Below are 20169 nucleotides of genomic sequence, written 5' to 3'. Positions count from 1 at the left end.
GGCCGCGACTACTCCCCCGCCGTCAATTCCAGCGCCCGTGCCAGCTTGTCCCACTCGCGCGGCGTCAGATGCGGCCGCACCGTGTCCAGCACTGCCTCGAACGCCGCCGCCGGCGCGTTGGCCTTCATCCCGCCCAGCATGCCGGCGCGTTCGGCCGGGTTCAGCTGCGGCACCATCCAGCGCATCACCAGCATCATCTCCTGCGGCGGGATCGAGGCCACCAGTGCGTCGTGGATGCCCTGCAGCTCGGCATCAGTGTAGCGGGCCCAGAGCACCGCGTTGTGCGCGGTTTCCTCGACGTTCATGTGTTCGAAGTTCTCCGCCACGAACAGGGCGAGCTGCCGGTACAGGGCCTGCGCGATGCCGGCGCGCTGCGCGGCGGGCGCCAGCCGCAGCGCCTCGACCGCCTGCGTGAGCTCCGCCAGGCTCTTCAGGTGCCCGCGATGGTCGCGCTCGGCCTGCGCGGTCGAACCCGGCGCGCGCGCTTCCATCGCGCGGTGCACGAACTCGTTCTCGTGCTCCAGGTGCGAATGGCACATCGCCAGCAGCTCGGCCACGCGGGCGCTCGCCTGGCCGACGTCCTGCTCGTCCGCCGGGTCCATGCGGCCCACGGCCAGCAGGGTGTCGGCCATCAGCGCGCGCAGCGCCTTGTGGATGCCCGAATACAGGTCCAGGCGCGGGGTCTCGGCGGCGGCGACCTCGCGCAGCTCTTGGGTTTCGATCTTCATTTCCAGCTCTTTCAAGGGAGGCCATGTGGCGAGCGCCCCATGCGCCGTCGCCTGGAAAGCAGTCTAGAAACCGGGGCGCGGGCGCGCCGCTAAGAATCGCTTAGGCAATCCCTCAAATTTCCTTAAGCCAGCCGCTCAGGCCGCCAGCGCACCCTCTGCCGCCGCGCCCTGGACCACATCCGCCCTGCCGCGCGCGTCCTGCCGGATCATGTCGGCCGCCTTCTCACCGATCATGATGGTGGGGGCGTTGGTGTTGCCGCTGACGATGCGCGGCATGATGGACGCATCGACCACGCGCAGCCCGGCGATGCCGCGCACCCGCAGCCGCGCATCGACCACGTCCATCGGGCCCGCGCCCATGCGGCAGCTGCCGACCGGGTGGTAGACGGTGTCGGCATGGCTGCGAATGAACTGGACGATCTCCGCGTCGCTCTGCGCACTGGCTGAAGTGCTGAGCTCGCGCCCGCCCAGGCCCGCCAGCGCCGGCTGCGCGAGCACCCTGCGCATCAGCTTGAAGCCGCGCACCAGGCGCTGCAGGTCGTCCGCGTCGCCCAGGAAGTTGGGGTCGATCAGGGGCGGCGCCATCGGGTCGGCGCTGGTCAGGCGCACACTGCCCCGGCTGAGCGGACGCAGCAGGCAGACATGGCAGGAGTAGCCATGGCCGAGCATGGTCTTGCGGCCATGGTCGGCCAGCTTGGCGACGACGAAATGCAGCTGCAGGTCCGGGATGGCTTCGCCCGGCGCGCTTTTCACGAAGCCGCCGGCCTCGGCGAAGTTGCTGGTGAGCATGCCGCTGCGCCGCTCGCGCCACTCGAAGATCCCGCGCACGGTGCGCACTAGGCCGCTGAGCGACAGGCCGAACAGGTCCTTCAGGTGCGGCGCATCGACCACCAGCACCACGTCCACATGGTCATGCAGGTTGGCGCCGACGCCGGGCAGGTCGTGCGCCACGGCGATCCCGTGTTGCTGCAGCTGCGCCGCCGGGCCGATGCCCGACAGCATCAGGAGCTGCGGCGACATCAGCGCGCCGGCCGACAGGATCACTTCGCGCGCGGCCCGGAGCTGGTGGCGCGCGCCGGCTTGCAGGTACTCGATGCCGGTGGCGCGGCGCCCTTCCAGCCGCACGCGCGTGGTGTGGGCCTCGGTGATCACCTTCAGGTTGGGGCGGCCGAGGTTGGGCGTGACATAGGCCTTGGCGGCGCTGAAGCGCTCGCCGTTCTTGTGCGTGACCTGGTAGAGGCCCACACCCTCCTGCTCGGCGCCGTTGAAGTCGCGGTTGACCGGCAAGCCGGCCTGCGCGCCGGCGTCGACGAACACCTGCGCGAAGCGGCTGGGGCTGCGCAGGTCCATCACGTTCAGCGGGCCGCCGGTGCCGTGCCACTCGTCGGCGCCGCGCTCGTTGTGCTCGGCGCGCTTGAAGTAAGGCAGCACCTCGCGCCAGCTCCAGCCCTCGTTGCCCTGGGCCGCCCATTCGTCGTAGTCGCTGTGGTGCCCGCGCGCGTAGATCATCGCGTTGATCGAACTGGAGCCCCCCAGCACCTTGCCGCGCGGCTGGTAGCCGCGGCGGCCGCCCAGGCCCGGCTGCGGCACCGTCTCGAAGGCCCAGTTCGCCTGGCCGTTCTTGGCCAGCAGCGCCAGGCCGGCCGGGCAATGGATCAGCACGCTGCGGTCGGGCGGCCCGGCTTCGACCAGGGCGACCTGCACGCCCGGGTCTTCCGAGAGGCGCGCGGCCAGCACGCAGCCGGCGGAGCCGCCGCCCACGATCACGTAGTCGAAGTCAACCATGGATGGGTCTGAAGAAGATGGACAACCATACCGGGAAAGCCGCCGCCTGCCCATCCGGCCGGCACCAAGGGCAACACCTATAGTGGACTCCGTCTAATCATCTCCAGGCTTCGGACATGCAAGCTCCACCGTCACCTCCCGAAGGCTGCATCAGCTGCGAGCAGCGCGGCGAGTTGCTGCTGATCGGCATCAACCGGCCCGCCAAGTACAACGGATTCACGCCGCGCATGTTCCGCGAACTGGGCGAGGCCTACACCCGGCTGGACGACGATCCGCAGTTGCGGGTGGGCGTGCTGCACGCCTTCGGCCCGCACTTCACGGCGGGCCTGGACCTGCCGACCATCGCGCCGCTGATGCGCAGCGGCGAGAAGGCGATCCCGCCCGGGCTGGTCGAACCCATGGACCTGGGCACGTCAGGCTACCGCCGGCGCACCAAACCCATGGTCGTCGCCGTCAAGGGCATCACCTACACCCTGGGCATCGAGCTGATGCTGGCGGCCGACGTGGTGGTGGCCGCCGACGACTGCCGGTTCTCCCAGCTGGAAGTCAAGCGCGGGATCATGGCCACCGGCGGCGCCACCCTGCGCATGGCGCAACGCGCCGGGCTGGGCAACGCCCTGCTGCACCTGCTCACCGGCGACGAGTTCGGCGCCGCCGAAGCGCTGCGCCTGAACTTCGTGCAGAAGCTCGTGCCCGCCGGCCAGGAGCTCGGGGAGGCCCTGCGGATCGCCGAGGCGATTGCCGCGCAGGCGCCGCTGGCGGTGGTGGCCACGCGCCTGAATGCGCTCAAGTCCGTGGAGGCCGGGCCGATCGCGGCCATGCGGGAGTTCATCGCGGTGCAGCAGCGCCTGTCCCACACCGAGGACGCCGCCGAGGGCGTGCGCTCCTTCGTCGAGAAGCGTTCGGCCAGGTTCAGCGGGCGCTGACGGCCATCCCCGCAATCCGTCTCCCGGAGTGGCCGGCGGCAAATGAATTGCACGCAATTGAATTGAGTGCTATAATTCAGCCCATGCCGCATCCCGCCGACTCCGACCACGCCCTGCTGCTGGACAACCAGCTGTGCTTCGCGCTGTATTCGGCGTCGCTGGCGATGACCAAGCTGTACAAGCCGCTGCTCGACGAGCTGGGCCTGACCTACCCGCAGTACCTGGCCATGCTGGCGCTGTGGGAGTGCGACGAGCTGACGGTTTCGGAGCTGGGCGAGCGCCTGTCGCTCGACTCCGGCACGCTGACGCCGCTGCTCAAGCGCCTGGAAGCGGCTGGGCTGGTGGCGCGCACCCGTGACGCCCAGGACGAGCGCCGCGTGCACATTTCCCTCACCGCCGCCGGCCGCCGGCTCAAGGCGCGGGCCCGCAAGGTGCCCGGCTCCATGGTCGAAGCCACCCAGTGCACCATGCCCGAGATCATCCGCCTGACGCGCGAACTGCGCGGCCTGCGCGAGCGGCTGGCCGCCTGAAACTTCCCTTCCCGCTTTTCCCCTCTCTGTTCCTGAAAGGATCACCATGAAGACGCTGGACAAAGTCCTGTACACCGCGCGTGCCCACACCACCGGCGGGCGTGACGGTGCTTCGCGCACCGACGACGGCCGCCTCGACGTGAAGCTGTCGCCGCCCGGCACGGCCGGCTCCGGAACCAATCCCGAACAGCTGTTCGCGGCGGGCTATTCGGCCTGCTTCATCGGCGCGCTCAAGGCGGTGAGCCCCCGGGTCAAGGTGCCGGTGCCCGCCGATGTCGCGGTCGACGCGGAAGTGGACCTCGGGCCCACCGCCAGCGGCTACGGCATCGCCGTCCGCCTCAAGGTGAGCCTGCCGGGCCTGGAGCGCGCGCAGGCCGAGGCGCTGGTGCATGCGGCGCACCAGGTCTGCCCGTACTCCAACGCCACCCGCGGCAACATCGACGTGAAGCTGACGGTCGCCTGAGCTGGTTGAACGCGCCGGCGGTTTCGGGTACCGTGCGCCGATGGTCACCACCACCTTGCTCGTGCGGCAGGACCAGCTGGCAACGGCGCGCCTTCGCACCACCGAAGACGTCCGGCTGAACGAAGGCCAGGTGCGAGTGCGCATCGATTCGTTCGCGCTGACCGCCAACAACATCACCTACGCCGCCTTCGGCGAGGCCATGAGCTACTGGCAGTTCTTCCCGAGCGGCGAGGACGGCTGGGGCATCGTGCCGGTCTGGGGCTTCGCGCAGGTGGTGCAGTCGACGCACCCGGGCGTGGCCGTCGGCGAGCGGCTGTACGGCTACTGGCCGATGGCCAGCCATGCGGTGCTGCAGCCGGAGCGCCTCAACGACTCGGGTTTTTCCGACGGCGCGCCGCACCGGGCCGCGCTGCACGCGATCTACAACCGGTACTTGCGCAGCAGCACCGACCCCTTCTACGCGCAGGACACCGAGGACATCCAGGCGCTGCTGCGGCCCCTGTTCGTCACCTCCTGGCTGATCGACGACTTCCTGGCCGACAGCGGCTTCTTCGGCGCCGGCACCGTGCTGCTGTCCAGCGCGTCCAGCAAGACCGCCTATGGCACCGCCTGGCTGCTGGCGCAGCGTGGCGGCATCGAGGTGGTGGGGCTCACCTCGCCGCGCAACCGCGCCTTCTGCGACAGCCTGGGCTGCTACGGCCGCGTGCTGGGCTATGAGGAACTGGGCGCGATCGATGCGAACACGCCCTGCGTCTACGTCGATTTCGCCGGCGATGCGCCGCTGCGGCGCCAGATCCATGAACGCTTCTCGCAGCTGAAGTACAGCTGCTCAGTGGGCGGCACGCATGTCGAGCAGCTCGGCGGCGCGAAGGACCTGCCCGGACCGCGCGCCACCCTGTTCTTCGCGCCGGCGCAGTCCAAGAAGCGGCAGGCCGATTGGGGGCCGGCGGAATTCGGCCGCAAGCTGGTGGGCGCGTGGCAGGACTTTGCCCGTGTAGTCACCGAGGCGCGCGCGCCCTGGCTGCTGGTTGCGCACCATCGCGGCCCGGAGGCGGTGCAGGCGGCCTATGCGCAGGTGCTGGCTGGCCGCGGCGATCCACGCCAGGGCCACATTCTTTCCCTGAACTGAAGCCGCGCGCACCGGTCTCCGGGGCGCACGCTCAGAACGCGCTGATCCCCGTTTGCGCCCGGCCCAGGATCAGCGCATGCACGTCGTGCGTGCCTTCGTAGGTGTTGACCACCTCCAGGTTGACCAGGTGGCGTGCCACGCCGAATTCGTCGCTGATGCCGTTGCCGCCCAGCATGTCGCGTGCCGTGCGGGCGATCTCCAGCGCCTTGCCGCAGGAGTTGCGCTTCATGATCGAGGTGATCTCCACCGCCGCCGTGCCCTCGTCCTTCATGCGCCCCAGCCGCAGGCAGCCCTGCAGGCCCAGCGTGATCTCGGTCTGCATGTCGGCCAGCTTCTTCTGCACCAGCTGGTTGGCCGCCAGCGGCTTGCCGAACTGCTTGCGGTCCAGGGTGTACTGGCGTGCGCGGTGCCAGCAGTCTTCGGCCGCACCCAGGGCGCCCCAGGCGATGCCGTAGCGCGCTGAGTTGAGGCAGGTGAAGGGCCCTTTCAGGCCGCGCACCTCGGGGAAGGCGTTCTCCTCGGGGCAGAACACCTCGTCCATCACCACTTCGCCGGTGATCGAGGCGCGCAGACCCACCTTGCCCTGGATCTTGGGCGCGGTCAGTCCCTTCCAGCCCTTTTCCAGCACGAAGCCGCGGATCGCCCCTTCGTCGTCCTTGGCCCAGACCACGAACACGTCGGCGATCGGCGAGTTGGTGATCCACATCTTGCTGCCCGAGAGCTTGTAGCCGCCGTCGACCTTGCGGGCACGGCTGACCATGCTGCCGGGATCGGAGCCGTGGTTGGGCTCGGTCAGGCCAAAGCAGCCGATCCACCCGCCGCTGGCCAGCTTGGGCAGGTACTTGCGCCTGGTCTGCTCGTTGCCGAACTCGAAGATCGGCACCATCACCAGCGAGGACTGCACGCTCATCATCGAGCGGTAGCCGGAGTCGATGCGCTCGACCTCACGGGCGATCAAGCCGTAGCACACGTAGTTCAGCCCCGCTCCGCCGTACTGCTCGGGGATGGTGGCGCCCAGCAGCCCGAGCGCGCCCATCTCGCGGAAGATGGCGGCGTCGGTGGTCTCGTGGCGGAAGGCCTCGAGCACGCGCGGAGCGAGTTGCTCCTGGCAATAGGACGCGGCGGCGTCACGCACCGCGCGCTCGTCGCCGGTCAGCTGCTGGTCCAGCAGCAAGGGGTCGGCCCAGTTGAAGCTTGCCTTGGCGGCCATGGGAAATCTCCTGTGTAGCGTCCAACTATCCGCCGGCACCGGCGCATTGACAAACGATTCTTTTTCCCCAAGATGTGCGGAAAACGCACTTGTTGAATGCGCCGCAAGATTCCTTCCACCATGGCCCTCGCCGCCTTCGAGGCGGCGGCCCGGCACCAGAGCTTCACGCTGGCCGGTGAAGAGCTCGCCCTGACGCAAAGCGCGGTCGGCCGGCAGGTGGCGAACCTGGAGGCACAGCTCGGCGTGAAGCTGTTTCGCCGCACCAAGCGCGGCGTCGTGCTGACCGAATCCGGGCAGCACTACAGCCGCACCATCCGCAACCGGCTGGACGATGTGGAGCGGGATACGCTCGACCTGATGGCGCGGGCGGGCGGCGCCGGCTCGCTCGACCTGGGGGTCGTCCCCACCTTCGCCACGCACTGGCTGCTGCCGCGCCTCGCCCGCTTCCGCCAGCTGCAGCCGCAGCTGACGATCCACCTGCACGCCCGCTCGCGTCCCTTCCTGTTCGAGGAGGAAAAGCTGGACGCGGCCATCTACGCCGGGGCGACGCCCTGGCCCGGCACCACGGCGGTCCGGCTGATGCCCGAGCCGATGCGGGTGGTCTGCGCGCCCCGGCTGGCAGGCGCCCGGCGGCGCCTGACGGCCGCCCAGGTCGCCGAGCTGCCCCTTATCCAAATGAGCACCCGGCCCTATGCCTGGCGCGAGTGGTTCCAGGCGCAGGGCCTGGCCCCGGAGCACGCCTTGTCCGGCCCGCGCATGGAACTGTTCTCCATGGTCGTGCAGGCCGCCCTCCATGGCATGGGCGCGGCCCTGGTGCCGCAGTTCTTCGTCGAGGACGAGATGCGCAAGGGCGTGCTGGTCAGCGCAGGTCCGGTGTTCCTGAGCGGACGCAGTTACTACCTGAGTTATCCGCAGCAGGACGCGGCCCGCGCGGAACTGGTGGCATTCGGGAAATGGCTGGCGACCGAGGCCGAGCTGTATGCCTCCAGCCCGCCGGACGGTCGCCCCGCCCGCAAAACTCGGCCCTCCTAGGGCCAGCGCGATGAGGGATGATTCGACCATTGCCCCATGAAGCTCGCGCTGCTGTCGGACCTGCATGCCAACCTCCAGGCGCTCGAAGCCTGCCTGGCGGACGCGCGTGCGCGCGGCGCCACCCACTACGCCTTTCTCGGCGACCTGGTGGGCTACGGCGCCGACCCGGCGCCGGTGCTGGACATCGTGATGACCTTGGCGCAGCAGGGCGCCTGGGTGGTCAAGGGCAACCATGACGACGCGGCGGTGAACCCGCAGCCGGGCAGCCAGCGCGCCGACCAGGTGGGCGGGCGCTGGTCCCATGGCCGGCTGGGCCGCCAGCACCGTGCCTTCCTCGCCGACCTGCCGCTGGTGGTGCGCCACGGCAAGTTGCTGCTGGTCCACGCGAGCGCGGTGGAACCCGAGCGCTGGACCTACATCACGCGCCCGGCCGAGGCCACCGAGAGCATGACCGCGGCGCAGGCCCAGCAGGCGACCCATGTGTTCTGCGGCCATGTGCACGAGCAGCGCCTGTTCTACACCGGCGCTGCCGGACGCACCATGGCCTTCGAGCCCACGCCGGGGGTGGCGCTGCCGGTGCCGGCGCACCGGCAGTGGCTGGCCACCATCGGTTCGGTCGGACAGCCGCGCGACGGCAACGCCGACGCGATGTACGCCATGCTCGACGTCGCGGCGCTGCAATTGACTTTCCTGCGCGTGCCGTACGACTGGCGCGCGGCCGCCACGGCGATCGTGCACGCCGGCCTGCCGGCGTTCAACGCGGTGCGCCTGGGCATCGGGCAGTAGGGCCTGTTAACGCTATGGGAGGGCTCGCGTGACCCAGGAAACGGGCGCCATTAAGGCGCAAAGCACAGCCGGGGTGGGGCCCCGGCGAGCATTTGCAACGCGGAGGGCGCCCGTTTCCTGGGTCACCCTTCGGGCCGGTGGCTGGCAGGCCGCAGGGCGTCGTTGCGGCCTCGTTGTGTGCGCGAGCACACGGCCTCGGCCGCGCCTAGCCCTGCAGCCTGCCAGCCACCGGCGCGAGCCCTCCCATAGTGTTAGCAGGCCCTAGCCATGAAACTGATGGCGCCCGGCACCGAGATCGACGGCTTCGTCGTCGGCGAGTGCCTGCACGCGGGCGGCATGGCGCACATCTACCGGGTCGGCTACGCCCAGCCGGAGCGCGAGCCGCCCTTTCCGCTGGCGATGAAGGTGCCGCGCATGACCGCGGGCGACGGCGCCGAGAACATCGTGGGCTTCGAGGTGGAGCACCAGCTGCTGCAGGTGCTGCACGGCCCGCACGTGCCGCGCTTCGTGGCGGCCGGCGACCTCACGCGCGTGCCCTACCTGGTGATGGAGTACATCGAGGGCCGGCCGCTCTCGCATTGGCTGGATGAAGCGGCGCGCGCACGGCAGCGTCCGGCGCCGGCCGAGACCGCGGCGCTCGGCGCCGCCCTGGCCACCGCCGCGCACAGCCTGCACATGCAGAACGCGGTGCACTTGGACCTCAAGCCCGGCAACGTGATGATCCGCCCCGACGGCAGCGCGGTGCTGCTGGACTTCGGCCTGAGCTGGCACGGGCACTACCCCGACCTGCTGGCCGAGGAGACCCGCCTGCCGGTGGGCTCGGCGGTGTGGATGGCGCCGGAGCAGGTGGTGGGCATGCGCGGCGACCCGCGCAGCGACATCTTCGCCATCGGCGTGATGCTGTACGAGCTGGCCTGCGGCGAGCTGCCCTTCGGCGACCCGCAGACCCGCGGCGGGCTGCGCCAGCGGCTGTGGATGGATCCGGTGCCGCCGCGCGTGGTCGCGCCGGCGACGCCGGACTGGCTGCAGGAGATCATCCTGCGCTGCCTGGAGCCCGAAGCGGATCGGCGCTATCCGTCGGCGGCTCACCTGGCGTTCGACCTCGCGCATCCGGAGCAGGTGCTGGTGGGCGAGCGCGGCCGGCGCACCATGCGCGAAGGCGTGGGCGCGCGCTTCAAGCGCTGGATCAAGGCGGCGGGCATGCACTACCAGCCCAGCCCGTTGCCCAGCCTGCAGGTGGATCAGGTGCCGATCGTGATGGTGGCGGTGCCGTGGAAGGACGCGAGCGATGCGACCCTCTATTCGCTGCGCACCGCGACCAACCGCTCGCTGGGCATGCGTCCCGGCGCGCGGCTGGCCTGCGTGACCGTGCTCTCGCCCGGCGCCACCGACCACATGGTGCCGGGGCGCGCCGAGACCGACGTGCACCGCGCGCACCTGGACCGGCTGCGCCAGTGGGCGCGCGGTCTCGACCTCGAAGGCCACCAGGCCTCCTTCCACGTGCTGGAGGCGAGCGATGTGGCGCGCGCCCTGATCGACTACGCGCGCGCCAACGCCATCAGCCTGATGGTCCTGGGCGCCGCGACGCACGGCCTGAAGTTCCAGCGCCTGGTGGCCACCGTGCCGGTGCGGGTGGCCATGGAGGCGCCCTGCAGTGTGATGCTGGTGAAACAATCGCTGCCCTTCGAACGGCTGGGCGAAGAGACCAGCCTGGCGGGCGACAATGCCGGATGAACCCGACGACGGCGCACCCCTACGACGCGCTGACCCCCGACGTGGTGCTGGACGCGCTCGCCAGCGTGGGCCTGCTGTGCGACGGCCGGCTGATGGCCCTCAGCTCCTACGAGAACCGCGTCTACCAGCTCTGGCTCGAGGATGAATTCGAAGGCCACCGCGCAGTGGTGGCCAAGTTCTACCGCCCCGGCCGCTGGAGCCGCGCGCAGATCCTGGAAGAGCACGCCTTCGCCGCGGAACTGGTGGCGGGCGAGGTGCCCGCGGTGGCGCCGCTGCGGCTGGAGGGCGGCACCCTCAATGAGTTCGGCGGCTTTGCCTTCAGCGTCAGCCCGCGCCGCGGCGGCCGCGCGCCGGAGCTGGAGGACGGCGAGGTGCTGGAATGGATCGGCCGCTTCCTGGCACGCATCCACCTGGTGGGGGCCCGGCGCGATTTCGACACCCGGCCGCGCCTCGACATGCGCAGCTTCGGCCTGGAGTCGCGCGACTGGCTGCTCGAGCATCACCTCATTCCGCTCGATGTGCAGTCGGCCTGGCAAGTTCGCTGCGACGAGGCGCTGGCGATGATCGCGGACACGGCGCTCGGCGAGGGTGGCGCCGGCGGCATCCGCATGCTGCGCGCGCACGGCGACTGCCACCCCGGCAATATCCTGTGGACGCCCGACGAAGGCCCGCACTTCGTAGACCTGGACGACGCGCGCCTGGCACCGGCAGTGCAGGACCTGTGGATGCTGCTGGCCGGCGAACGCGGCCAGCGGCAAAAGCAGCTCGGCGCGCTGGTGGACGGCTACGAGCAGCTGCGCGAATTCGACCGCGCCGAACTGGCGCTGATCGAACCGCTGCGCACCTTGCGCCTGATCCAGTACAGCGCCTGGCTGGCGCGGCGCTGGAAGGACCCGATCTTCCCGATCAACTTCCCGTTCTTCGGCAGCAGCGACTACTGGCAGGGTCAGGTGCGCATGCTCGAGGAGCAGATCGAGGCGATGGCGGAGCGGCCGCTGCTTGTTTGAGGGAGTCGTGACATGGCAATCGCACTGGACCACCTGATCGTCCCGGCGCGTGACCGCACGGCCTCGGCACAGCTGCTGGCCAGGCTCCTGGATGTGCCCTGGTCGGAGTCGGCCGTCGCGCCGTTCACCGAGGTCTACGTGAGCGACAGCCTCACGCTGGACTTCGACCAGCACGACGCGCCCTTTCCGGTGCTGCACTTCTGCTTCCGTGTCGACGAGGCGAAGTTCGACGAGATCCTCCAGCGCCTGACGGCCGCCGGCATCCCCTACCGCAGCACGCCGGGCGGCGAAACCGACATGAAGATCAACACGCATGGGGGCGGGCGCCTGATGTACTGGAACGAACCGGACGGGCATGTGTGGGAAGCGCTGACGGTGAGCTATGCGAGGCAGGCGCCGGCCCGCCCGGGCTGATCGCGGCGGCCGTCCAGGGCCAAGGAGTGCGCATGAGCGAAACGGCGGTGTTCGAAGGGGGCTGTCTCTGCGGCGCCATCCGCTATCGCGCCACGTCGGCGCCGCTGCGGGGCGTGATCTGCCATTGCGGCATGTGCCGCAAGCACTCGGGGGCGCCGGCGCTCGCCTTCGTCCACTTCCGCCGCCAGGACTTCAGCTGGCTGCAGGGCGAACCGGCGCGGTATGCCTCCTCGCCGTTCGCGCAGCGCGGGTTCTGCCCACGCTGTGGCAGCACCCTGAGCATGCATGAGGAGGTGCTGGCCGACCGGGTCCAGGTCACGGTGGGCAGCCTGGACGACCCGGCGCGCGTGCGCATCGACGATCACGTGTGGACGCAGGAGCAGATCCCCTGGTTCCGGATCGACGACCGGCTGCCCCGCTTTCCCACGAACAGTGCCGCCGTGCCGAGCAAGGCGGCACAATCACAGGGTTGAGTCTCAATCCCTGAATGTCGAAGCCAAAGTTCATATCGATTGCGGCGGTCGCCCTGCTGGCCCTTGCCGCCGTGTTCAATCCGTCGCCCGAGCGGCACCGCAGCGAGATCAAGGAAGTCATGGCCCAGCGCAGCCCGATTGCAGGCGCGCTCGGGATCGGTTCGCTGGCGGCCTTTGCATCGACCTACCACTCGCTGGGTGTCGCGTCGTACACCACCGCGGGCGAGCGCACGCTGTCCATTGGTGTGCTGGGCCTGGTCTTCGTGCTGCAGTAGCGCGCCCGAATTGCTCCGATTTCGCTCGCTCACGGCCGCCGACCAGGACAAGCTCTGGCATTGGCTCCACATCGCACTGTGGGACCCGCCGCCGGCAGGCCTGCGACCGATCGAGGTCTTGCAGGCGGAGGGCGTCCGCATCTATGCGCAGAACTGGGGCCATGCCTCCGACGTCGGCGTCGTGGCGCAAGTGGGTGGCGTGGATGCCGGGGCTTGCTGGCTGCGCCTTCTGCCCGCAGGCGTCGGCCTGGGCTTCGTGGACGAGTCCACGCCCCAACTCGGCATTGCCCTGGAGCCCCAGTTCCAGCACCGGGGCCACGGTCGCCCGCTGATGCTGGCGGCGCTCGCCGCGGCCCGGCAGGCCGGCTACCGGCAGGCGTCCTTGACCGTGCACCCCGAGAACCCGGCGCAGCGCCTCTATGAGCAATGCGGCTTTCGCAAGGTGGAGCGCCGGAACAACTATTGGTTGATGCTTGCCAGGGTGGCCTGACAACTCGCAAACACCGGTGCGCGTCGATTCAGCGCGGCTGGCTGTAGCATGCGAACACGATGTCTGCGGGCGACTGGAACTCGTCTTGGCAGGGCAGCTGACCGTCCATGCGCATTGGAGTTCTTGGTGACAACGCACACTCGCACTTCCCTGGTCCGGCATCCGGCAGCGCTCGACTGGTCCTCGTCCCTCGAGACGCTCGACTGGTCCGAACTGCAATCGCTCTATCGCCTGGCGCCCCTGGGCAACAAGGACCAGGCGCTGCTGCGGACGGTGTTCGCCAACAGCCGCTTCAAGTGGTTCGTCCGCGACGCGGGCAAGCTGGTCGCGGCCGGCCGCGCGCTGTCGGACGGCGGCGACTGCTCCTACATCTGCGACGTCGCCGTGCTGCCCAGCCACCAGGGCACGGGCATCGGCAAGGAAGTGGTCGCGCGCCTGGTGGCCGACTCGCACGGCCACAAGAAGATCATCCTGTACGCCGTGCCCGGCAAGGAAGACTTCTACCGCCAGTTCGGCTTCCTGCCGATGCGCACCGCGATGGCCATCTTCGAGGACCAGGAAGCTGCGATCCGGCGCGGGCACCTGGCGCCCGACTGATTCTCGCGCTCAGGCCGCCTTGCGTGCCGCCCCCTGGCCACTGGCCCGGCTGGCCTGCGTGAGCATGCGCGCGAACGCGGCCGCGGCGGGCGAGAGGCTGCGTCCGGTGCGCTTCACCAGGCCGATGGTGCGGGTGATCGCGGGCTTGTCCAGCGGCACGCCCACCACCGAGCCCGGCTTGCGCGGCAGCGCCAGCCGCGGCACCACCGCGATGGCCAGCCCGTGTTCCACCAGGCCGATCAAGGTGGAAACGTGCCGCACTTCGCACACCGGCCGCGGCAGGCGCGCGACCTCGGCCAGCGCCTGGTCGATCAGCACGCGGTTGCGGCTGGCATGCGAGACCAGCGCATAGGGATGGTCGGCGAGTTCGTCCCAGCGCACCGCGCGCCGCTGAGCCAGCGGATGGTCCGCGGGGCAGGCGACCACGAATGGCTCGCGCAGCAGTGGCGTGAACTCCACTTCGGGGTCCTGCATGCCGGTGTAGTTCAGCGCGAAGTCGGCTTCGCCCGTCTTGACGAAGGTCAGGACCTCGTCAGCCCCTTCCTCGATGATGCGCACCAGCACGTGCGGATGCTGGGCGCGAAACGAGCGGATCACCCCGGGCAGGAAGTGATGGACCGCTGAGAACACGCAACCGACCGTGACGTCGCCGGCCTCCAGCTGAGCCACGTCGTGCAGGCTGACCACCGAACGGTCGAGGCTGGCGATCAGGCTGCGGATCTCCCCGAGAAAGCGCTGCCCCAGGGGTGTCAGCTCGACGCTGCGGGTGGTGCGGTCGAGCAAGCGCACGCCCAGCTGGTCCTCCAGGTGCGCGATGCGCCTCGACAGTGCCGGCTGCGACAGGTGCAGCGTGCGCGCCGCTGCCGCGAAGCTCTGCAGTTCCCCGACGGCGGCAAAGGCGCGCAGGTCCGCCAATGTGGGTTTCGCATGCACGAAGCGGTCCTCCTATTGATGCAGCGCGTGCAACAAGACATCTGAAAGATGCAATTTACAGCAGAACCGGATGGCACCAAGATATGAGGCAGAAGGAGACAGCACCATGAAACGCCGGCACCTGCTCGTTGCGGCCCCAGCGGCGATCGCATTGCCGCGGCTGGCCCTGTCACAGGCCTATCCATCCAAGCCCATCCGTTACATCGTCCCGGTGGCGGCCGGCGGCGGCAACGACATGATTGCCCGCGTGGTGACCGAGCGCTGGGGCAAGCTGCTGGGGCAGAGTTTCGTCGTGGACAACCAGAGCGGCGGCGGCGGCGTGGTGGCCTGCCAGGCCACGATGCGCGCGCCGGCCGACGGCTACACCCTAATGCAGGGCTACGTGGCCACCCATGGCACCACGCCGGCCACGCGCAAGTTCAGCTATGACGCAGTGAAGGACTTCACGCCGATCGGCATGATCGGCGCCACGCCCAACGTGCTGGCGATCCATGCCGGCGTGCCGGCGAAGAACGTCGCCGAGTTCATCGATTACGTCAAGCGCAATCCCGGCAAGGTGAGCTACGGCTCGGCCGGCGCCGGCTCGCTGACGCACATGACGATGGAGCTGTTCAAGCAGGAGACCGGCGCCTTCATGCTGCACATTCCCTACCGCGGCATCGCGCCCGCCATCAACGACCTGCTGGGCGGGCAGACCCAGGCCATGTTCCCCGGGCTGGCGGCGGCGCTGCCGCACCTGCGCTCCGGACGCATGCGGGCGCTGGCCGTCACCGGCAAGCAGCGCAATGCTCAGCTCAAGGACATTCCCACCATGGAAGAGGCCGGCTTCAAGGGCTTCGACGCCATGCAGTGGTATGGTTCGGTCGGCCCGGCCAACCTGCCTGCCGACATCGTGCGCCGGCTGAACGAAACGCAGGTGGCGGTGCTGAAGGCGCCCGACCTGGCCGAGAAGCTCGCCGGCGAAGCCGTCGAACCCTGGCCGATGTCGCCTGAGCAGTTCGGCCAGTACATCCGTTCCGAGATCGAGCGCTGGAGCGCGCTGGCCAAGGCCAGGAAGATCCAGCTCGACGAGTGATCTCCCCCTTTTTTCCGCATATCCGCATTTTCCGCATTGCTGCGTTTCCGGAAGCTTCCAATTGGCTCGCAATACCCAGGTCCTCGCCGACACCACGGCGCCCCCCGTCACCTCCATCCTGGCCCGCTTCGCCGCGACGCATCCGTCGCGCGGCTGGAGCGATGCCGTCGAGCACGAGGCCGTTCGCACCTTCTACAACTGGCTCGGCTGCGCCATCGGCGCGGCGCGCCATGAAGCGGCCGATGCCGCCGTCGCGGCCGTGCAGATGCTGCGACCGGCGCCCCAGGCCACGCTGATGGGCCGCAGCGAGCGGGTGGACATCGGCAGCGCGGCGCTGGTGAATGGCATCACCTCGCACACCTTCGACTTCGACGACACCCACCTCAAGACCATCATCCATCCGGCCGGCCCGGTCGCCTCGGCCGTGCTGGCGCTGGCGGAGTTCGAGGAGTCGAGCGGCCGCGAGGTGATCGATGCGCTGGTGCTGGGCATCGACGTGGCCTGCCGCATCGGCAACACCATGTACCCGGACCACTACGACCGCGGCTGGCACATCACCGGCTCCACCGGCATGCTGGGCGCCGCCGCCGGTTGCGCGCGGCTGATGCGGCTCGACGAGAAGCAGACCACGATGGCGCTGGGCATCGCCGCCTCGCAACCGGTCGGCTTGCGCGAGCAGTTCGGCACCATGACCAAGCCGCTGCATCCGGGTGCCGCCGCACGCGCCGGCCTGATGGCCGCGCTGTTGGCCAGCCGCGGTTTCACTTCCAGCCCGCGCGCCCTGGAAGCGCCGCGCGGCCTGGTGCAGGTGGTCTCGGACAAGCGCGCCTGGCACGAGGTGACCGACGAGCTGGGCCAGCGCTTCGAGATCTCCTTCAACAGCTACAAGCCCTTCGCCTGCGGCATCGTGATCCATCCCAGCATCGATGCCTGCGTGCAGCTGCGCGAGCAGGGCGTCCTGCCCGAGCAGGTGGAGCGCATCGAGCTGCGCGTGCATTCGCTGGTGCTCGAGCTCACGGGCAAAAAGGAACCCCGGGACGGCCTCCAAGGCAAGTTCAGCGTCTACCACGGATGCGCCGCCGGCCTGATCTACGGCCGCGCGGGAGAGGCGGAGTTCTCCGACGCGGTGGTGAACGACCCGCTGGTGGTCGAGACGCGCAACAAGGTGGTGGCCACGGTCGACGACGCGATCGACGAGCAATCGGTGCGGGTGGCGGCGGTGCTCAAGGATGGCCGCCGCATCGAAGTGCGCGTGGAGCACGCGATCGGCTCGCTGCAGAACCCGCTGTCGGACCGGCAGCTGGAGGAGAAATTCGGCCAGCTCGTGGAGCCGGTGCTGGGCGCGGGCAAGGCGCGCGACATCACCGGGATGTGCTGGTCGCTGGCGACCGTGCCCGATGTGCGCGCGCTGACCGCGCTGTGCCAGGCCTGAGGCGCGGATGTCCGGCCATCCGCTTCGCATCGGCATCCTCCACGGCGACGACATCGGGCACGAGATCGTCCCGGCCTCGGTCGAGGTCGCGAAGGCGGCCGCCGGCCTGTACGGCGTCGCCATCGACTGGCAGCCGCTGCCCATAGGCGCGGCGGCGCTGCAGTCGCATGGCCACACGCTGCCGCCCGGGACCATGGAGGCGCTCAAGACCCTGGACGGCTGGATCCTCGGCCCGATCGGGCACCGCGCCTATCCCAAGGTGGCCCATGCCATCAACCCGCACCCGATCCTGCGCAAACAGTTCAACCTGTTCGCCAACGTGCGGCCGACGCGCTCCTACCCGGACCTCGGCTGCCTGCACGACGGTGTGGACCTGGTGATCGTGCGCGAGAACAACGAAGGCTTCCAGCCGGACCGCAACATGGTGATGGGCTCGGGCGAGTTCCGCCCCACCGACGAGGTGACGCTGTCGGTGCGCGTGATCACCCGCACCGGCAGCCGCCGTGTCGCCCGCGCCGCCTTCGAGCTGGCGCGCCAGCGCCGCAAGCACCTCACCTACGTCCACAAGGACACGGTGTTCAAGCTGTCCTGCGGCATGTTCGTGGAGGAATGCCAGAAGCTCGCGGCCGAGTACCCCGACGTGCGCGTGGACGACGTGATCGTCGACACCTTCGCGATGCGCTTGGTGCGCGATCCGCAGTCCTTCGACGTGGTGGTCACCACCAACATGTTCGGCGACATCCTGTCCGACGAGGCGGCCGGCCTGGTCGGCGGCCTGGGCATGGCGCCGGGCCTGTGCATCGGCGACGGCGACGTGGCGATGGCGCAGGCCACGCACGGTTCGGCGCCCGACATCGCCGGCCGGGGCATCGCCAACCCCTACGCGATGATCGAGTCGACCCGCATGATGTTCGACTGGCTGGGCCACAGCCGCGGCAACGCCGGCGCGGTGCGCATGGCCGCCGCGATGTCGCAGGCCACCACGGCGGCGCTGGCCGATGCCGAAGCCCGCACCGGCGACGTCCACGGCCGCGGCAACACGGCGACCTTCACGCAGGCCATCCTGCGCGAGCTCCGCAACGCACGATAGGGGAACGCGGCATGCAGTCCTGGTGGATGAAACTGGACGATGCCGGCGCGATGCTCGAGATGCGCGATGCGCCGGTGCCGCAACCCGGGCCCGGCCAACTGCTGGTGCGCATGGAGGCCGCGGGCCTGAACCGGGGCGAGTTCATCGCCGGCCACGGGCTGCACGGCGCCGCCGGCGCCTGGAAGGCCCTCGGTGGCGAAGGGGCCGGCGAAGTGGTGCAGCTCGGCGCGGGGGTCTCCACCTGCCGGCCCGGTGCCCGCGTCATGGGGCGCTGCACCGGCGCGTTCGCCGAGTACGCCTTGATGAACGCGACCGAGGCCATGGCGGTGCCGGCGCGGCTGTCGTGGGAGGAAGCCGCCGCCATCCCCCTGACCTACCTGGTCGCCTTCGACATGCTGGTGCTGCAGGGACACCTGAAGCCGGGCGAGTGGCTGCTGGTCAACGGCGTGTCCTCCGGGGTCGGCGTCGCTTCGCTGCAAATGGGCAAGGCGCTGGGCGCCCAGGTGATCGGCACCTCGGGGTCGCCGGACAAGCTGGAGCGGCTGCAAGCGCTTGGGCTCGACAGGGGCTTGCTCACGCGCAGCGCCGGTTTCGCGCCGCAGGTGATGGAGATCACCGGCCAGCACGGCGCGGACCTGGTCGTCAACGCGGTGGGCGGCTCGGTCTTCGCCGAGAACATCCGCTGCATGGCCTTCGAGGGGCGGCTCGCGACCGTGGGCTATGTCGATGGCGTGCTGAATGCCGAGCTCGACCTCGCGGCGCTGCACGCGAAGCGCCTGACGCTGTTCGGCGTGTCCAACAAGCTGCGCAGCCCGGCGCAGCGCGCGGCCGGGGTCGCGCGGTTCGCGCTCGAGATGCTGCCGCGCTTCGCCTCGGGGGCGATGCGGCCGCAGGTCGACGAGGTATTGCCGCTGGACCGGCTGCTGGATGGGAAGGTCCGGATGGAAACCGGCGGCCACCTCGGGAAAATCGTGCTTCGCTTGGGAGGCCGAACCGCGTCCTCCATGCGGGCGCAACCCACGGCCGGGGTCGATTGATCGGCCGGAACCAACTCGGGAGACAAGGATGACGAAGCTAACCGTTGCTTTCCTTCTCGCGGCCGCAGCACTTGCAGGCTGCGCCAACGCGCCCGTCACTTCCATGGCGCCGGAGCTCAAGCCGGCGGCGCCCGGCAGCATCTCCGCCGGAAAGGGCGAAGTGCTGTGGCTCGGCCAGGCGGCGGTACGCATCACGACACCGAGCGGCAAGGTGATCATGATCGATCCCTGGCTCGTCAACAATCCGAAAACGCCGGCGGCGTACAAGCAACTTGGCGCGCTCGGCAAGGTGGACATGATCCTCGTCACGCACGCGCACGCTGACCACCTCGGCGACGCACCGGCGCTGGCCAAGATGCACAACGCGCCGATCTACAACGGGGGCGGCATCGGCCAGAGCCTCGTCGCGCTCAACATCGTTCCGGCAGCCCTGGCTCAGCGCTTCGGCAAAAGCGGCACCGCCGCGCCCTTCGGTCCGGGCGGGCCGAAGATTACGGCGGTGCGCGCCGAACACGCCTCCGAACTGGTCTGGAAGAACCCGGCCACCGACAAGGACGAAGTCCACTACGGCGGCGAGCCGGTGGGTTACATCATCGAGATGGAGAACGGGTTCAAGATCTGGCACATGGGCGATACTGGTTTGTTCGGCGACATGCGGCTGATCGGGGAACTCTACAAGCCTGACCTCGTGCTGATCCCGATCAGCGGCTACACCGCCATGGGCCCGAACGAGGCGGCCATCGCCGTGCGCGACATGATCAGGCCCCGATACGCCATCCCTATCCACTATGGCACCAACCCCTTGGCCAAGGGCACGCCGGCGGAATTCATTTCGGCGCTCGGCAGCCAGTCCACGACGCGGGTGGTGGTGCCCGAGCCGGGCCAGAAGGTCGATTTCTGATGCAAGGCGCCCGCCGCAGCGCCGCTGAGGCGTGCGTGGGCGTTGCTGAGCCTCACGTGGCAGTCAGCGGCAGATAATCACGACTGGCATGACATCAGGTCGCCGGCCCGCCAAGGGGCCGC

22 protein-coding genes are annotated in these 20169 nt (G+C 69.6%); 18 read left to right on the top strand and 4 right to left on the bottom strand.

From position 1 onward, the window contains the following. Positions 1–8: 8 nt before the first annotated feature. Positions 9–728, bottom strand: a complete 720-nt coding sequence (locus tag UC35_RS08430; RefSeq protein ID WP_061497999.1) for a hemerythrin domain-containing protein — start codon at positions 726–728, stop codon at positions 9–11. A 135-nt stretch (positions 729–863) separates the two neighbouring features. Further along, positions 864–2513 (bottom strand): GMC family oxidoreductase, encoded by a 1650-nt coding sequence (locus UC35_RS08425; protein ID WP_061497997.1) that lies wholly within the window; start codon positions 2511–2513, stop codon positions 864–866. Between the two features lie 116 nt (positions 2514–2629). Between UC35_RS08425 and UC35_RS08420 the strand changes: the two genes are divergently transcribed. From UC35_RS08420 to UC35_RS08405, 4 genes are all read left to right on the top strand, one after another. After that, positions 2630–3439, top strand: coding sequence for a crotonase/enoyl-CoA hydratase family protein (locus UC35_RS08420; protein WP_061497994.1), 810 nt, complete (start codon positions 2630–2632; stop codon positions 3437–3439). An 83-nt stretch (positions 3440–3522) separates the two neighbouring features. Beyond that, the gene (locus tag UC35_RS08415) at positions 3523–3969 is read left to right on the top strand and encodes a MarR family winged helix-turn-helix transcriptional regulator (RefSeq protein WP_061497992.1); all 447 of its coding nucleotides are present in this window, start codon (positions 3523–3525) and stop codon (positions 3967–3969) included. Between the two features lie 46 nt (positions 3970–4015). Next, positions 4016–4432, top strand: coding sequence for an organic hydroperoxide resistance protein (locus UC35_RS08410; protein ID WP_061497991.1), 417 nt, complete (start codon positions 4016–4018; stop codon positions 4430–4432). 40 nt (positions 4433–4472) lie between these two features. Beyond that, positions 4473–5561 carry a DUF2855 family protein gene (locus UC35_RS08405; RefSeq protein WP_061497989.1) on the top strand — a complete coding sequence of 363 codons (1089 nt, stop codon included), beginning with the start codon at positions 4473–4475 and terminating at the stop codon, positions 5559–5561. Between the two features lie 31 nt (positions 5562–5592). Here UC35_RS08405 and UC35_RS08400 read toward each other — a convergent pair whose 3' ends face one another. Further along, complete coding sequence (locus UC35_RS08400) at positions 5593–6771, bottom strand: acyl-CoA dehydrogenase (protein WP_061497987.1); 1179 nt, start codon at positions 6769–6771, stop codon at positions 5593–5595. 96 nt (positions 6772–6867) lie between these two features. Here UC35_RS08400 and UC35_RS08395 point away from each other — a divergent pair, with 96 nt between their 5' ends. The 9 genes from UC35_RS08395 (at position 6868) to UC35_RS08355 (ending at position 13579) form a co-directional block, all read left to right on the top strand. Then, positions 6868–7803, top strand: a complete 936-nt coding sequence (locus UC35_RS08395; protein WP_061497985.1) for a LysR substrate-binding domain-containing protein — start codon at positions 6868–6870, stop codon at positions 7801–7803. Between the two features lie 36 nt (positions 7804–7839). Continuing rightward, complete coding sequence (locus tag UC35_RS08390) at positions 7840–8589, top strand: metallophosphoesterase family protein (RefSeq protein ID WP_061497983.1); 750 nt, start codon at positions 7840–7842, stop codon at positions 8587–8589. Between the two features lie 267 nt (positions 8590–8856). Further along, entirely contained in the window at positions 8857–10323 is a 1467-nt protein-coding gene (locus tag UC35_RS08385) for a serine/threonine protein kinase (protein WP_061497981.1), read from the top strand. After that, entirely contained in the window at positions 10320–11330 is a 1011-nt protein-coding gene (locus UC35_RS08380) for a serine/threonine protein kinase (protein WP_061497979.1), read from the top strand. Before UC35_RS08385 ends, UC35_RS08380 begins: the two co-directional genes overlap by 4 nt. Positions 11331–11342: 12 nt before the next feature. Continuing rightward, positions 11343–11744, top strand: a complete 402-nt coding sequence (locus tag UC35_RS08375) for a VOC family protein (RefSeq protein ID WP_061497977.1) — start codon at positions 11343–11345, stop codon at positions 11742–11744. A gap of 32 nt (positions 11745–11776) precedes the next feature. Next, positions 11777–12217, top strand: coding sequence for a GFA family protein (locus UC35_RS08370; RefSeq protein WP_061497976.1), 441 nt, complete (start codon positions 11777–11779; stop codon positions 12215–12217). Positions 12218–12231: 14 nt separating this feature from the next. Then, on the top strand, positions 12232–12492 hold the full coding sequence (locus UC35_RS08365; protein ID WP_061497974.1) for a hypothetical protein: 261 nt from the start codon (positions 12232–12234) through the stop codon (positions 12490–12492). Positions 12493–12502: 10 nt separating this feature from the next. Continuing rightward, positions 12503–12982 (top strand): GNAT family N-acetyltransferase, encoded by a 480-nt coding sequence (locus UC35_RS08360; RefSeq protein ID WP_227820504.1) that lies wholly within the window; start codon positions 12503–12505, stop codon positions 12980–12982. 126 nt (positions 12983–13108) lie between these two features. Next, positions 13109–13579 carry a GNAT family N-acetyltransferase gene (locus tag UC35_RS08355; RefSeq protein WP_227820503.1) on the top strand — a complete coding sequence of 157 codons (471 nt, stop codon included), beginning with the start codon at positions 13109–13111 and terminating at the stop codon, positions 13577–13579. 9 nt (positions 13580–13588) lie between these two features. Here the strand turns inward: UC35_RS08355 and UC35_RS08350 are convergent, their stop codons facing one another. Then, on the bottom strand, positions 13589–14512 hold the full coding sequence (locus tag UC35_RS08350) for a LysR family transcriptional regulator (RefSeq protein WP_082792947.1): 924 nt from the start codon (positions 14510–14512) through the stop codon (positions 13589–13591). Positions 14513–14618: 106 nt separating this feature from the next. On the opposite strand from UC35_RS08350, the gene UC35_RS08345 reads away from it, so the two are divergent. The 5 genes from UC35_RS08345 (at position 14619) to UC35_RS08325 (ending at position 20047) form a co-directional block, all read left to right on the top strand. Further along, on the top strand, positions 14619–15587 hold the full coding sequence (locus UC35_RS08345) for a Bug family tripartite tricarboxylate transporter substrate binding protein (RefSeq protein ID WP_061497968.1): 969 nt from the start codon (positions 14619–14621) through the stop codon (positions 15585–15587). Between the two features lie 61 nt (positions 15588–15648). Continuing rightward, entirely contained in the window at positions 15649–17019 is a 1371-nt protein-coding gene (locus UC35_RS08340; RefSeq protein ID WP_061497966.1) for an MmgE/PrpD family protein, read from the top strand. A gap of 7 nt (positions 17020–17026) precedes the next feature. Next, positions 17027–18109: an isocitrate/isopropylmalate dehydrogenase family protein gene (locus tag UC35_RS08335; RefSeq protein WP_061497964.1), complete on the top strand. Its 1083-nt coding sequence runs from the start codon at positions 17027–17029 to the stop codon at positions 18107–18109. A gap of 11 nt (positions 18110–18120) precedes the next feature. Continuing rightward, positions 18121–19146: a zinc-binding dehydrogenase gene (locus tag UC35_RS08330; RefSeq protein ID WP_061497962.1), complete on the top strand. Its 1026-nt coding sequence runs from the start codon at positions 18121–18123 to the stop codon at positions 19144–19146. Positions 19147–19249: 103 nt separating this feature from the next. Next, a complete protein-coding gene (locus UC35_RS08325; protein ID WP_227820501.1) occupies positions 19250–20047 on the top strand; it encodes a metal-dependent hydrolase in 798 nt (265 codons plus the stop codon). The last annotated feature ends 122 nt before the right edge of the window (positions 20048–20169 follow it).

The organism is Ramlibacter tataouinensis, assembly GCF_001580455.1.
Lineage (GTDB): Bacteria > Pseudomonadota > Gammaproteobacteria > Burkholderiales > Burkholderiaceae_C > Ramlibacter > Ramlibacter tataouinensis_B.
This window is presented reverse-complemented; position numbering and strand designations above follow the sequence as displayed.